Genomic DNA, 13,428 nt, shown 5'->3' on the forward strand with positions numbered 1-13,428 from the left:
CCCCGTCGTCAGCTCATCTGTGGGCGACCGCCTGCTTCACCAGCGTCCGCCCGAAGTCCCACATCAGGCCACCGCCGGTGTGGGCGTCGTCCATGACGGCCGTGAACGCCTCGACGAACCGGTCCACCTCCGGCTCGCCGATGATCAGCGGCGGGATGAGCTTAATGACTTCGAGGTGATCGCCGGAGACCTGGGTGAGGATGCGGTGCTTCTGCAGCAGCGGCACGACGACCATCTGCGCGAACAGCCCCTTGCGTGCCGCCTGGAGCATCGTCCAGCGGCTGCGCAGCCCCAGCGACTTCGGGCGGCCGAACTCGATGCCGACCATCAGCCCGCGGCCCCGCACGTCGTGCAGCAGCTCGTACCTGGGGATCAGCTCGGCCAGGCGGGTGCGCAGCAGCTCGCCCGTCGACCGCACTCCGGCGACGATCCCCTCGTCCTCCATGACGGTCAGGACCGCGAGGCCGGCGGCCATGGCCTGTGCGTTGGCCCCGAAGCTGGCGGAGTGCACCAGCACCCGGTCCATCGAGGAGTAGACCTTCTTGAAGACCGGCTCCTTGCCGAGCGTCGCGCCGACGGGGACGTAACCGCCGGAGAGCGCCTTGGCCACGCAGACCAGGTCCGGTTCGACGCCGGGCTCGTGCTGGTACGCGAAGAAGTCGCCGGTGCGGCCGAGGCCGGTCTGCACCTCGTCGGCGATCAGCAGCGCCTTGTGCTTGTGCAGCAGGTCCTGCGCGGCGCGCAGGAAGCCGGGCGGGGTGGGGTGCACGCCCTTGCCCTGGATCGGCTCCACCACGAAGGCCGCCACGTCACCGCGCTTCAGCTCCCGCTCCAGCGCCTCCAGGTCGCCCATGTCGATCGCGGTGTCCGGCAGCAGCGGCGCGAAGCCGTCGCGGAAGCCGGCCTCGCCGTTGACCGAGAGCGAGCCCGTGGTCAGGCCGTGGAAGGCGTGCGTGCAGTACAGGATGCGCGGCCTGCCGGTCGCGTACCGGGCGAACTTCAGGGCCGTCTCGACGGCCTCGGTGCCGCTGTTCCCGAAGAAGACCCGGTCCAGGTGCGGCGCGTGCCGCAGCAGCTTCTCGGCGAGCAGCCCGGGCAGCGGCGGGCAGTCGAAGCGGGTGAGGTCGGCGAGCCCGGCGTCCAGTACGTCGTGCAGCGCCTGCCGGATTACGGGGTGGTGCCGGCCGAGGCCCATCACGCCGAACCCGGCGAGCATGTCGAGGTAGTCCTGCCCCTGGTCGTCCCAGAAGTACGCGCCCTCGGCCCGCTCGTAGACCCGGTCGAAGCCGATGGTGCGCAGCATGCGCGGGAGCTGGTGGTTGAGGTACTTGGCGTGCAGGTCGTAGCGTTCCCCGCCACGCTCGGCGAGCAGCTTGGTCAGGTCGAATCCGCTCATGCGTCGTTGGTCTCCTTGACGGCCGCGACGGCCGCGCGGTCGTCCGTACGGGGCAGGCTCTCCGCGATGCGGCCCGCGATCTCCGCCGGGGTCAGCCCGATGTCGGCCAGCACCTCGCCCCGCTTGGCATGCGCGAGGAACTGTTCGGGGATGCCGAAGGTGCGCAGCGGCAGGTCCACGTCGGCGTCGCGCAGCGCCTGGCCGACCGCGGAACCGACGCCACCGGTGCGGCTGCTGTCCTCCACCACGGCCACCACCACGTGCCGGGCGGCCAGTCGCGGGATCTCCGGGTCGACCGGCTTGACCCAGCGGGGGTCGACCACGGTGGTGCCGATACCGCGCGCCGCGAGCAGTTCCGCCGCCGCCAGGCAGACCGGTGCCATCACGCCGACCGCGACCAGCAGCACGTCCTCGCGGTCGCCGCGGGCGAGGACGTCCACTCCCCCGACGCGTTCGAGCGCGGGGATCGGCTCGCCGACGGACTCCTTGGGGTAGCGCACGACGGTGGGCGCGTCGGCCACGTCGACGGCTTCGCGCAGCTGGGCGCGGAGCTGGTCGGCGTCGCGGGGCGCGGCGATCCGCAGGCCCGGCACGACCTGGAGGACGGACATGTCCCACATGCCGTTGTGGCTGGGCCCGTCGGTGCCGGTGACGCCGGCCCGGTCCAGGACGAAGGTGACGCCGCACTTGTGCAGCGCCACGTCCATGAGGACCTGGTCGAAGGCCCGGTTGAGGAAGGTGGCGTAGACCGCGAAGACCGGGTGCAGACCGCCGGTGGCCAGGCCGGCGGCCGAGACCGCGGCGTGCTGCTCGGCGATGCCCACGTCCCAGACCCGGTCCGGATACGCCTCGGCGAACTTGCCCAGGCCCACGGGCTGGAGCATGGCAGCGGTGACCGCGACCACGTCCGGGCGCTCGGCCCCGATGCGGACCATCTCGTCGCCGAAGACGGAGGTCCAGGACGGCGCGCTCGGCGGTGTGACCGGTTCGCAGGTGAACGGGTCCATCACGCCGACCGTATGAAAGCGGTCGGCCTCGTCCTCCAGGGCCGGCCGGTAGCCGCGGCCCTTCTCCGTGCGGCAGTGCACCAGTACGGGGCCGTGGAAGCGGGCGGCGCGGCGCAGTGCGGACTCCACCGCCTCGATGTCGTGCCCGTCGATCGGGCCGACGTACTTCAGGCCGAGGTCCTCGAACATGCCCTGGGGCGCGAAGGCGTCCTTGAAGCCCTTCTTCGCGCCGTGCAGCGACTCGTACAGCGGCTTGCCGACGACCGGCGTGCGATGCAGGACGTCCTTGCCCCAGGACAGGAAGCGCTCGTAGCCGTCGGTGGTACGGAGCGTGGCGAGGTGGTCGGCGAGGCCCCCGATGGTGGGCGCGTAGGAGCGTTCGTTGTCGTTGACGACGATGATCAGGGGCCGGTCGTCGGCGGCCGCGATGTTGTTGAGCGCCTCCCAGGCCATGCCGCCGGTGAGCGCGCCGTCCCCGATGACCGCGACGACGTGGTCGCGCCTGCCCAGTACCTGGTTGGCCTTGGCGAGGCCGTCGGCCCAGCCGAGCACGGTGGAGGCGTGGGAGTTCTCGATGACGTCGTGGACGGATTCCTCACGCGAGGGGTAACCGGACAGGCCGCCCTTGCCGCGGAGCTTGGAGAAGTCCTGGCGGCCGGTCAGGAGCTTGTGGACGTACGACTGGTGCCCGGTGTCCCACAGGATGCGGTCGGCGGGCGAGTCGAAGACCCGGTGCAGGGCGATGGTCAGCTCGACCACCCCCAGGTTGGGCCCGAGGTGGCCGCCGGTGCGGGCGACCGCCTGGATGAGGAACTGGCGGATCTCCCCCGCCAGTTCGTCGAGGCGGTCCGCCGGTACCTCCTTGAGGTCCTGCGGTTCCCTGATGTATTCGAGCATCGACATGCTGGGTCCCCCTCCTCATTTGTTTCAGCCGACGGTGACGTCGGGGGTGCCGGGCGCCGCTCCCTCGGCCGCCATGCGTTCGGCGATCTTCATGGCTTCCTCGATGAGGGTCTCCACGATCTTCGACTCCGGCACGGTCTTGATGACCTCGCCCTTCACGAAGATCTGCCCCTTGCCGTTACCGGAAGCCACCCCCAGGTCGGCCTCGCGAGCCTCCCCCGGACCGTTGACGACACAGCCCATGACCGCCACCCGAAGCGGCACCTCCATGCCGTCCAGGCCCGCCGTGACCTCCTCGGCCAGCTTGTACACATCCACCTGCGCCCGCCCGCACGACGGACAGGAGACGATCTCCAGCCGGCGCTGGCGCAGGTTCAGCGACTCCAGGATGGAGATCCCGACCTTGATCTCCTCCGCCGGCGGCGCCGACAGCGACACCCGGATCGTGTCACCGATCCCCTCGGACAACAGCGCGCCGAAGGCCACCGCGGACTTGATGGTGCCCTGGAACGCCGGGCCCGCCTCGGTCACCCCCAGGTGCAGCGGGTAATCGCACTGCGCCGCCAGCTGCCGGTAGGCGTTGACCATCACCACCGGGTCGTTGTGCTTCACCGAGATCTTGATGTCCCGGAACCCGTGCTCCTCAAAAAGGGACGCCTCCCACAGCGCCGACTCCACCAGCGCCTCAGGAGTGGCCTTCCCGTACTTCTGCAGCAGCCGACGATCCAGCGACCCCGCGTTCACCCCGATCCGGATCGGCGTCCCCGCGTCATTGGCCGCCTTCGCGATCTCCTTGACCTTGTCATCGAACTGCTTGATGTTGCCCGGATTCACCCGCACCGCCGCACAGCCCGCGTCGATCGCCGCGAACACGTACTTGGGCTGGAAGTGAATATCGGCGATCACCGGGATCCCCGACTTTTTCGCGATCACCGGCAGCGCATCCGCGTCGTCCTGCGTCGGGCACGCCACCCGCACGATCTGGCAGCCCGACGCCGTCAGCTCCGCGATCTGCTGCAGCGTCGACCCGATGTCCGCCGTACGCGTCGTCGTCATCGACTGCACGGACACCGGGGCGTCACCGCCCACGGCCACCGGCCCGACCTGGATCCGGCGCGAGACGCGCCGGACGGCCAGGGGGCGGGCCGGGACCTCGGGGAGCCCCAGAGCCGTGCTCTTCCGGGGGACAGCCCCCGGACCCCCGGAAGGCTTACCGCTGAGGGTCATGACGTCACCCGCGGCTTCCGGCAGCGGTCTCGCGGGCGGCGCGCAGCGACTCCTTCAGGGAGCCCATGGTCGCGAGGACGGCGGTCGGTTCGTAGCCGCAGTGCGCCATGCAGTTGGCGCAGCGCGCGTCCTTGCCGCGGCCGTACTTGTCCCAGTCGGTCTCCTCGATGAGCTGCCGGTACGTGGGGACGTACCCGTCGCTCATCAGGTAGCAGGGGCGCTGCCAGCCGAACAGGGAGTAGTTCGGGATCGCCCAGGCAGTGCAGGGGAAGTCCGCCTTGCCCTCCAGGAAGTCCAGGAAGAGCGGGCTGTGGTTGAGCCGCCAGCGGCGCCGGTTACCGCCCGCGAAGGCCTTCTTGAACAGCTCCCTGGTCTGCTCGACGCCGAGGAAGTGCTCCTGGTCGGGGGCCTTCTCGTAGGCGTAGGCGGGCGACAGCATCATCTCGTCGACCTTGAGGTCGTCGTTGAGGAAGTTGAGCACCTCGATGATGGTCTGCGGGGTGTCGGTGTTGAAGAAGGTGGAGTTGGTGGTGACCCGGAAGCCGCGCCGCTTGGCTTCCTTGATCGCCGCCACCGCCTCGTCGAAGACGCCCTCCTTGGCCACGGACTCGTCGTGACGCTCGCGCATCCCGTCGATGTGCACCGCGAAGGCGAAGTACGGCGAGGGGGTGAACTTGTCCATCTTCTTGCGCAGCAGCATGGCGTTGGTGCACAGGAAGACGTACTTCTTCCGGTCCACCAGCTGGCGCACGATCTCGTCGATCTGCGGGTGCATCAGGGGCTCACCGCCCGCGATGGAGACCATCGGGGCACCGGACTCCAGGACGGCGCCGACCGCCTGGGCGACCGGCATCCGCTGCTTCAGCACGCCTGCCGGGTGCTGGATCTTGCCACAGCCCTCGCACGCCAGGTTGCACGCGTAGAGCGGCTCCAGCTCGACGATGAGCGGGAACTTCTCACGCCGCCGGAGCATTTTCTGTTCAAAGAGATAGGTCCCGACCCTGATGGTCTGACGGAGCGGCATGGCCATCTGGCTCACCTCCTGGGGAGCAGCAAAGAACGGTGCCATTCAAAGAAGACGGGAAGGACGGCACACAAGACACGGAAGGCCGATATTCCCCCGCGTATCGTGCCGATACGGACGAGTTCGTGCTCTGGAGCGTCCACGACCACCCGTACGGCCGCAACCGGACGGGGCCCGGCACGCAGCGCGGTGCCGAGCGTCGCGGCGGATTCCATGTCCACGGCGACCGCTCCCGTGGCGTGCAGCGCGGCCCGCTCGGTGCCGCGTACGACGTGATCACTGCCGAGCAGCAGCCCGGAGTGCACGGTCAGGCCGCGCTCCTTCAGGGCCGCGACCATCGGCGCGTTGTCACGGCAGACGCTCTCCGGACGGCCCGACTGGTGCTCGCGGGCCGTCGCCGCGACGACCACGTCACCGGGGCGCATGCCGGGCGCGAGGCCGGCGCAGAAACCGCTGGCGACGACGGGCGAGGCCGCGGTGGGCGAACCGGCGGCGAGCGCGGCGCCGATGGCCCGCTCTGCCGCCTGCGGGCCCATGCCCGTACGGAGCACGGTGACGCCCGGGCCGCCGCGCAGCGCGAGCCGCTCGATGCCGAGCGCGCAGGCAACGAGCAGCGGGGGCGGAGGGCCCGGGACCGGGCCGGCCGGGGCGGTCATCTAGACCCCCGGAGCAGCACCGGCCGGACCGCCGCCCAGGTAGCGGCCGAGGGCCGTGAGCGGGAAGACCTGCCGGTAGAGGTGGTAGTTGATCGAGAAGTCCCAGGGGAAGCCGGTGCCGGTGAAGTAGGGCTCGTCCCAGGAGCCGTCCGGGCGCTGGGTCGCGGCGAGGTACCGCACCCCGCGCTCGACGGCCTTGCCGTCCCGCTCGCCGGCCGCGAGCAGCGCCATCAGCGCCCAGCCGGTCTGCGAGGCGGTGGAGGCGCCGCGCCCGATCCACTCCCGGTCCCGGTACGAGCGCTGGTCCTCGCCCCAGCCGCCGTCCTCGTTCTGCACCGACTCCAGCCAGCCGACGGCGCGGCGGATCGCGGGGTGCGAGAGGGGGAGTCCGGCCGCGGTCAGCGCGGGCAGCACGGATCCTGTGCCGTAGACGTAGTTGGTGCCCCAGCGGCCGAACCACGCGCCGGTCGGGTCCTGCTCGGCCAGCAGCCATTCGATGCCGCGCCGGACGCGCGGGTCGTGGGTGGCGCCGACGTCCGCCGCCATCTCCACGACATGCGCGGTGACATCGGCCGACGGCGGGTCGATGACCTCGCCGAAGTCGCAGAAGGGCAGCCGGTCGGGGAAGGGGCTGGTGTTGTCGGCGTCGAAGGCGCCCCAGGCCCCGTTCTTCGACTGCATGCCGAGGTTCCAGCGCACGGCGCGGCGTACGGCCTCCTCGACGCGCTGCGGGTCCGGGTGCTCGACGCGGCGCAGGGCGAGGACGACCTCGGCGGTGTCGTCGATGTCGGGGTAGTTGTCGTTCTCGAACTCGAACGCCCAGCCGCCCGAGGGCAGCGTCGGCCTGCGCACGGTCCAGTCGCCGGGCCGGTCGATCTGCTCATCCAGCATCCAGTCGGCGGCCTTGACCAGCTGCGGATGGTCCCGGGGCAGGCCCGCGTCGGCGAGCGCGATGGTGGCGAGGCAGGTGTCCCAGACCGGGGACTGGCAGGCCTCGATCATGCGGACGGGGGCACCCTCACCGTCCTCGCGCCATACGGTGAAACGGTCCAGGGAGGCCAGGCCCTCGCGGAGGACGGGGTGCTTGAGGTCGTAGCCCAGCAGGTGCAGCGCGATGACCGAGTAGACCGCCGGGGGCTGGATGCCGCCCCAGCAGCCGTCGTTCTCCTGCCGCTCGACGATCCAGCGGGCCGCCGCGCGCATGGCGCTGCGGCGCAGCCGGCGCGGGGCGACCTTGTGGTAGACGTGCAGCGCCTTGTCCAGGCGCTCGAAGACGCCGTCCCAGGTGGTGACGGGGGCGAGCGGGCGCGGCGGGTTCGGGTTCCGCGGGTCGGTGTGCAGCTCGTCCAGCGCGAAGGGCGCGGGGCGCACGGGCCGTTTGGCCGAGACGATCGTCAGCGGGACGATGGTCTGCCGGGCCCAGCAGCCGAAGTCGTAGATGTTGAGCGGGAACCACTTCGGGAGGGCGATGAGCTCCGGCGGCAGGTCGGGCAGGTCCTCCCACTTCCACCAGCCGAAGAGGGCCAGCCAGATGCGGGTGAAGACCCGGGCGGCGGCGATGCCGCCGTGCGCGCGGATCCAGGCGGAGGCCTTCGCCATGTGGGGCGCGTCGGGCGCGTCGCCCGCCAGGCGGAGCGCGACGTAACCCTCGATCGTGGTGGACAGCTCGCCGGGCCCGCCGTGGAAGGTGGCCCAGGTGCCGTCGTCCCGCTGCTCGCCGCGGATGTAGCGCGCGGCGGCCTCGGTGGTCTTCTCGTCCCCGATGCCCAGGAACTGCCGGAGCATCAGGTCCTCGGCGTCCATCGTCACGTTCGTGTCGAGGTCGCCCTTCCACCAGCCCGCGGAGTCCTGGAGGGAGAGGAGGTGGTCGGTGGCCCGGGCGGTTGCCTGCCGCGCCGCGCCCGTCACGTCTCCGGGGGGCGGGGCCTGAAGGTTCGGATCGGTGGTCTCAGCGTTGGCATCGCTGGCCGAAGGGGCCCGGGACTGCAGGGCCCCGGTGCTTCCGTCGGTCGTCGCTGTCATGGCTTCCCCTTCTGCAGTGATCAAAGAAAAATGCATGGGGCTTCCGTCGGCCGGTGCCGGGCTCCCGGTATGGCGTACCGGGGGCGGCCGGCGCCGGCCGGCGACTGCGATCTAGGTCGGGTTAATCGTGATCATCTCTTCCGTACGACGACGAAGTCCGCAAGGGCGATCAGCTGTGCGCGGACCTCTCCGGGCATGTCGATCTCGTCGAGCGCGGCGATCGCGGTGGCGTGCTGGCGGCGGGCCTCCTCCGAGGTCCACTCGCGGCCACCGGCCTCCTCGATGAGAGCTGCGCGGGAGGCGAACTCCGCCTCCGTGAAGTCGGCGATCTCGGTCTCGCTCTTCTTGGCGTCGGCGGCCAGGATGTGGGCGAGCTTCTCGGATGCCGGGCCGCCCGCGTCCAGGGCGGCGACGACCGGCAGCGACTTCTTGCGCTGCCGCAGGTCGGACCAGGTCTGCTTGCCGGTGGCCTCGGGGTCGCCCCAGATGCCGAGCAGGTCGTCGACGGCCTGGAAGGCGAGACCGAGGTGGTAGCCGTACTTCTCCAGGGTGTCGGCCGTACGGTCGTCCGCGCCGCCGAGCACCGCGCCGATGGAGACGGCGCAGGCCAGCAGCGCGCCGGTCTTGTTGCCCTCCATCTCCAGGCACTCCGCGACGGTGACCCGGTCGCGGTGCTCGTAGGAGATGTCCTGGGCCTGGCCGTCGATCAGCTTGCGGGTGGCGACGGTGAGCCGGCGCGTCGCGCGTCCGGCGTCCACGGTCTCCAGCTCCAGCAGTATCTCGTTGGCGAGCGCGAAGAGCGCGTCACCGACCAGGATGGCCTGGGCCGGGCCGTGCACCTTCCACACGGTGTCGCGGTGGCGGCGCTGTTCGTCCCCGTCCATGAGGTCGTCGTGCAGCAGCGAGAAGTTGTGCACCAGCTCCACGGCGACGGCGCCGGGGATGCCGACCTCGGGCGCGGCGCCCGCGGCCTCCGCCGAGATCAGGGCGAGGGCCGGACGCACGGCCTTGCCGCCGTCGCCCGACGCGGGCGCTCCCGCGGCGTCGATCCAGCCGAAGTGGTACGCGGCCACGGTGTCCATGGGAGGCGCGAGCCGGTCAACGGCGGCCCGCAGCACCGGAGTGGCAAGCCTGCGCCCGCGCTCCAGGAGTGCGGTGACGCCCTCGGTGTCGATTACTGGGGAAGCCGGATGCACGGTTTCTCCTCTTTTTCCGGTACTCGTGTTCGTGCGAGCGCGCGTACTCGTTGTCATGCCGCCTCCTGGGGCAGTGATCCCTGGGGGAAGCCGAGTTCGGTGAGTGCCTCGCGTGCGGCGCTGATGCCGCTGCGAACAGCGCTTTCCATGGTCGCGGGCCACCCGGTGGCGGTCCACGCACCGGCCAGGTACAGGCCGGTGGACTGAGTGCGGGCGGCGGGCCTGAGCCGGCCGACGCCCGGTGCGGGGGCGAACGTCGCGGTGCGCTCGCGGGTGACGAAGAAGTCGCGGACCTTCGCCCCGCGCGCGGCGGGCAGCACCCGCGCCAGCTCCGGGAGGTACCGCTCGCGCAGCACGCCCACCGGCAGGTCGATCTCGTCCTGCGCCGCGGACTGCGAGACGGCGAGGTACTGTCCGCCGCCCTGCATGCCCGAGGCGTCCGTACGGTCGAAGACCCACTGCAGCGGCGAGCCGAGCGTCGCGAAGAACGGGCGGCGCAGCACCTTGCGGTCGTAGAGCACGTGGACGTTGAGGATCGGGGCCGTGCCGATGTCCAGCAGCCGGTCGGGGTGCGCCAGCGTGCCGGGCGGCAGCAGGCCGTGCGTCTCGCGCTGCGGCAGGGCCAGGACGACGGTCTCGGCGGTCAGCTGTTCCTGGCTGTGCGGCCCGTTCTCGACGGTGATCTGCCAGCGCTCCTCGTCCGTACGGGTGACGGCGGTGGCCCGCGTACGGGTCTCCACGCGCACGCCGGCCTTCTCCAGCGCCGTCCGGGCGAGGGTGTCGTGGACGTCGCCGAGCGGGACGCGGGACCAGCCGATGTCGGCGGCGCCCGGATCGGAGAGCAGGCCGGTCTTGAAGACCATGGCGGCGAGCCCTGCGGAGGCGTCACCGGCACGGGCATTGAGGGTCGCCACGCCGACCAGGTCCCACAGCGCCTCGACGGCACGCGGCGACTGTCCGTGCCGCGCGAGCCAGCTCGCGAAGTCGGTGCGGTCCAGCGCGGGGTCGGCCGGATCGAGGCCCTTCAGGGCGAGCGCGGCGCGGCCCACGGAGGCCCGCTCGGCGAGCGAGAGGTGCGGGTAGGTGGCCAGGCTCGCGGCGAGGTGCAGCGGTACGGGCAGCGCGGTGCGGCGCAGCCGGCCCAGGCGGGCGCCGGCGGCGGCCCGCGCGGGGTCGGCGTCGAGCACCGGTACGTCCAGGCGGTCCTGTACCGGCATCAGGTGCGCGCCGCCGACCCGCTCCAGGAAGTCCCGGTAGGCGGTGCAGCAGCGCAGGTAGACGTGCTGGCCGTTGTCCACGCTCAGCTCGCCGGCCGCCGAGTCGCGGCGGAACGAGAAGGCGAGCCCGCCCAGCCGCGGCCGGCCCTCGACGAGGGTGACGCGCAGACCCGCTTCGGCCAGCGCGAGGGCGGCGGTGGTGCCCGCGAGGCCGCCGCCCACGACGACCGCCGCGGCGCACCCGCCACCGGCGGCGCCCGTGGTGACGTGCGAGGCCGGCCGTGTGTCGGCGGAAGTCATGCGTCCTCCCGGATTGCTGCTGTCATTGACGCAGCGGTTGCCCGGAGGGTTGCCCGGGGTTCCAGGGCGCGTACGGTGCGAACGTGCGCGGGCGCGCACCGGCTCGTTCGAGGTGTCATCCGCGCCTCCTGACGGCCTCTCGGCGGACGATCGCCCGCGCGTCCAGCCCGGAGAGGCCGCGGACGGCGACGAACGCCTTCTCGTGGCCGGGCAGCGAGACCCGGCCGCGCAGCACGGCCTCGGGGTCGTCGGCGATCCGGCGGAGCAGGCGGTGGTAGATGCCGGCCATCGCGGCGACGCAGGCACCGCTGCGCCGGTCGAGCATGGGCAGCAGCCGGAACCCCTCGGCGAACAGGGCGCGGGCCCGCCGTACTTCGAAGTGCACGAGACCGGTGAAGTCCGCGCCCGGGGGCGGCACGGGACCGTCGAATCCAGCGGCGCAGCCGAACTTCTCCAGATCCTCGGCGGGCAGGTACGTCCGGCCGTTGTCGGCGTCCTCCCGGACGTCCCGGAGGATGTTGGTCAGCTGCAGGGCGAGCCCGAGCGTATCGGCGTACTCCGGGGCGCGATCCGCCTCCAGTGCGCCGGGCACGGTGCCGAACACGCCGAGCGAGAGCCGGCCGATGGCCCCCGCGACGCAGCGGCAGTAGCCCTTGAGGTCGTCCCAGGTCTCGTACGTCTCGCCGTGCACGTCCATCAGGACGCCGTCGATCAGCTCGTCCAGACCGTCCAGCGGCAGCGGGAAGCGGTGCGCCGCGTCCGCGAGTGCGACCGCCACCGGATCGGTGTCGTCCTCGGCGACCTCGCCGTCCTTTATGCGCGCGAGCACACCACGGGTGTCCGCGAGCCGCTGCTCCTTCTCGGCAGGCGCCAGCGCGCCGTCGCCGATGTCGTCGACCCGGCGTGAGAACGCGTACAGCGCCGACATCGCCTGTCGCTTGTCGACGGGCAGCAGCCTGATTCCATAAGCGAAGTTTCGTGCCTGCTGCCCGGTGACGGCCTCGCAGTAGCGGTACGCAGCGAGCACCGGCGCGGACACGTGTGCGGTTGCCTCCACGGTCCGACTCACCCCTCTCTTCGCAGTGTCGCCCCTACCGCGCGCAGCAGACCGAGCTTGCTGGGCTTGGGCGGTCCAGGGAGGACGTCGTGGTCGGCGGCAGCCACCGCCTGAAGGGCAGCGCGTCCGCCGGCGACGAAGCCGGAGAGCAGCAGCTTGAGTCTGCCGTGGACGCTACCCACCAGCGGGGCACCTTCATTCAGCAGGTCACGGGCGCGTTCCGCCTCGAATGCAATGAGTGCGCGCGCCTGTGCGCCCCCTTTCGGAGCGGCCAGGTCGGTTTCGGAGACGCCGAAGCGCTTCATGTCCTCGGCGGGCAGATAGATCCGGTCCCGCCGCAGATCTTCGGCGACGTCCTGGATGTGCTCGACGATCTGGAGGGCGGTGCAGACCGCGTCCGAACGGCGGATGCGCTCGGGCGTGCTCGTGCCCGTGATGCCCAGGACGAGCCGGCCCACGGGGTTGGCGGAGAGTTCGCAGTAGTCCAGCAGGTCCGTGTAGCCGGGGTAGCGGCTGACGCGCTGGTCCTGCCGATTGGCCTCGATCAGGCGCTCGAACGGCTCAGGGCTCAGATCGCAGCGCCGTACGGTCGGGCCGAGGCCGCGCATGAGCGGGTGCCGGGGGCCGGGCGCGCGGTCGCTGTAGACCCGGCGCAGGTCGGCCTCCAGGGCGTCGAGCATGGCGAGGCGATCCCCCGCCTGCGCGCGGTCGAGGCCGAGCAGCACGGCGTCGGCGCCGCCCGGCGCGAGGTCGCCGTCGCCGATATCGTCGACCAGGCGTGCGAATCCGTAGACCGCCATCAGGTCGGCACGCCAGGCGCGGGGCAGGAAGAACGGCGCGACGGGGAAGTTCTCGTGCGCGGCCTTGTCGAGGACGGCGCGCTCGGGCGCGGGCATGACAGGCTCCGGGCTCACCGGAGGCTGCCCGGCGCGTTCCGGAGCCGGAGAGATCCCGTAGCCATTGCCGTCACGTCTCCCGTTCTACACCGCCACGCTTAAACTGCATATTTCGGACACGCCGCAGCTGCGCGACCTGTCCGATCGGGGCGCCCCTCGACGCCGTCGGACCATATTGCCCGACTTGCACCACATGTGCCGTTCGGCACCCGTACAGCTTACGCCGTACATCTCACACTCGTCCGAGGGGGTACCGAACCGTGCAGCAACGATCCGGACAACTCCGACAGGCGGACAACTGTTCCTGGAGCGGCCGGAGTTGACCGTCTTTTGAACAACGAAGGCCCCCGCACCGAGAGGGCGCGGAGGCCTTCTTGCCGGGGTGCGGGCTACTTGCCCGTCTCCTTCTCGTACGCCTTGATCACTTCGTCCGTGGGGCCGTCCATGAGGAGCTCGCCCTTCTCCAGCCACAGCACCCGGTCGCAGGTGTCCCGGATGGACTTGTTGTTGTGGCTGACCAGGAAGAC

General features: G+C 71.4%; 10 protein-coding genes and 1 pseudogene. All 11 read right to left on the reverse strand.

The window, feature by feature from the left end; translation table 11 throughout:
- Window positions 1-13: 13 nt before the first annotated feature.
- Complete coding sequence (locus ACIGQF_RS31160) at window positions 14-1,396, reverse strand: aspartate aminotransferase family protein (protein WP_399717120.1); 1,383 nt, start codon at window positions 1,394-1,396, stop codon at window positions 14-16.
- Window positions 1,393-3,306 carry a 1-deoxy-D-xylulose-5-phosphate synthase gene (dxs, locus tag ACIGQF_RS31165; protein ID WP_399717123.1) on the reverse strand — a complete coding sequence of 638 codons (1,914 nt, stop codon included), beginning with the start codon at window positions 3,304-3,306 and terminating at the stop codon, window positions 1,393-1,395. Before dxs ends, ACIGQF_RS31160 begins: the two co-directional genes overlap by 4 nt.
- A 24-nt stretch (window positions 3,307-3,330) precedes the next feature.
- A complete protein-coding gene (ispG, locus tag ACIGQF_RS31170) occupies window positions 3,331-4,533 on the reverse strand; it encodes a flavodoxin-dependent (E)-4-hydroxy-3-methylbut-2-enyl-diphosphate synthase (RefSeq protein ID WP_399717126.1) in 1,203 nt (400 codons plus the stop codon).
- 4 nt (window positions 4,534-4,537) lie between these two features.
- On the reverse strand, window positions 4,538-5,563 hold the full coding sequence (gene hpnH, locus ACIGQF_RS31175; RefSeq protein ID WP_361561234.1) for an adenosyl-hopene transferase HpnH: 1,026 nt from the start codon (window positions 5,561-5,563) through the stop codon (window positions 4,538-4,540).
- Between the two features lie 5 nt (window positions 5,564-5,568).
- Window positions 5,569-6,213: a 1-hydroxy-2-methyl-2-butenyl 4-diphosphate reductase gene (locus ACIGQF_RS31180; protein WP_399717130.1), complete on the reverse strand. Its 645-nt coding sequence runs from the start codon at window positions 6,211-6,213 to the stop codon at window positions 5,569-5,571.
- Entirely contained in the window at window positions 6,214-8,235 is a 2,022-nt protein-coding gene (gene shc, locus ACIGQF_RS31185) for a squalene--hopene cyclase (protein WP_399717133.1), read from the reverse strand. It lies immediately after the preceding gene.
- Window positions 8,236-8,366: 131 nt separating this feature from the next.
- Window positions 8,367-9,488, reverse strand: a complete 1,122-nt coding sequence (locus ACIGQF_RS31190; RefSeq protein WP_399717136.1) for a polyprenyl synthetase family protein — start codon at window positions 9,486-9,488, stop codon at window positions 8,367-8,369.
- Window positions 9,485-10,948: a hydroxysqualene dehydroxylase HpnE gene (gene hpnE, locus ACIGQF_RS31195; protein WP_399717139.1), complete on the reverse strand. Its 1,464-nt coding sequence runs from the start codon at window positions 10,946-10,948 to the stop codon at window positions 9,485-9,487. Before hpnE ends, ACIGQF_RS31190 begins: the two co-directional genes overlap by 4 nt.
- Window positions 10,949-11,063: 115 nt before the next feature.
- Window positions 11,064-12,017, reverse strand: coding sequence for a presqualene diphosphate synthase HpnD (gene hpnD / locus ACIGQF_RS31200; RefSeq protein ID WP_399717142.1), 954 nt, complete (start codon window positions 12,015-12,017; stop codon window positions 11,064-11,066).
- Entirely contained in the window at window positions 12,014-12,901 is an 888-nt protein-coding gene (gene hpnC / locus ACIGQF_RS31205; protein WP_399717145.1) for a squalene synthase HpnC, read from the reverse strand. The genes hpnD and hpnC overlap by 4 nt, the downstream gene beginning before the upstream one ends.
- Before the next feature lie 389 nt (window positions 12,902-13,290).
- Window positions 13,291-13,428 (reverse strand): annotated as a pseudogene (locus tag ACIGQF_RS31210) (ABC transporter ATP-binding protein); the annotation flags it as partial.

The organism is Streptomyces sp. NPDC053560 (assembly GCF_044544605.1).
Classification (GTDB): domain Bacteria; phylum Actinomycetota; class Actinomycetes; order Streptomycetales; family Streptomycetaceae; genus Streptomyces.